Below are 1,199 nucleotides of genomic sequence, written 5' to 3'. Positions count from 1 at the left end.
AGGTATTACTGACCGTATCTTGGTCGAAATCCACGATCGTCGTTGGAAGGGAAAGCGCTATCGTATCGCTATCATTCGTCTGCTCAAGCGGTTTGAACTGTTCAAATTGGTACGTGCCGTCGGTGTTTAACGTGATGCTTAATACCACCTCTCCCGTACCAGCTACGGTTAACGTGATGTTACTTCCATCATCAGACAAGGTCGTAACCGTTGCTTGGTTGTCAGTTAACAAACCATCAAATTGCGACAAACTTTCCTGATTAAAGGTGACTGAAGCCAACTGGTCACTGCCAATTTCGACAAACGTCCCCGTAATTGGCGTCGATGAAGATTCTTCATTCTCAAACGAGATGTCTTGCGGCGCTGGATTATCACCATCGATAATCGTCGTGACAAAATCAATTGGCGTACGAATGCTATTACCACCAATATCAGTACCCGTCATCTCAAACTCAATACTGATGCGGTCACCAACAATCGACACCTGCCCGTCATCTACAGACGCAACATGGTCAATGCCTTGGCTTATGGTGGTCGTCACCTCCAACTCGATATCACGACCTAGCGAAGTCGCTTCAATTTCAATGCGTAGGACTTCATTGCCATCTTGAACACCAATGATGGCATTTTGCGCTTCATCGTATGAGAACTCGACAGCTTTACCACCAGATTGAATATCGGTGTTCAATTCGGCCAGTAGCGATTCTAGTGAAGCAGCAGATGGGAAAAATGAGCTAGGGTCAAGCGGGAGATCGCCCGCCTCAACGGATACGCTGGTTGCAATAGATTGAGGATAAGTCGTAAGGGAAATCGAACCTTCGGTTACTTCCGATTCAAGAGATTGCCCACCATCAGCAAAAATGGTGACGTTAATGTCATCGGTTTCTTCGCGATCTTGCACGCCAGTGCGTGTTGCAGAGGTTTCGAAAAACGTCGAGGCAAGCATTTCTGGGTTGTTGTATTCAACCGTCACATAGCCAGCATTTGCCGAGCCAGACGCATCGCCACCAGCGGCCGTTGCTTCAAGAATTGCCGTCGGGTCGGCACCTTCCAAAATCGCTTGTTGGATAGCAGCAACATCATTTGCGTCAAAATTAGCACTATCAATCGCCGTCGGGTCAAAAGCAATTTGACCATCAACCGAGGTTTGAACCAAAGTTTCCGGTTGTTCTGATGAAGGCTCGGGAAGACACGCGACA

Annotated in this window: 1 protein-coding gene; it reads right to left on the bottom strand. The window is 47.7% G+C overall.

Annotated elements, in window-relative coordinates:
* The coding region (locus tag R7E00_RS24265; protein WP_318124799.1) for a retention module-containing protein at positions 1–1,199 on the bottom strand (1,199 nt) is incomplete at both ends.

Origin of the sequence: Vibrio sp. Vb1755 (assembly GCF_033338635.1) — a bacterium.
In the GTDB taxonomy this organism is placed as follows: Bacteria; Pseudomonadota; Gammaproteobacteria; order Enterobacterales; family Vibrionaceae; genus Vibrio; species Vibrio alginolyticus.
This window is presented reverse-complemented; position numbering and strand designations above follow the sequence as displayed.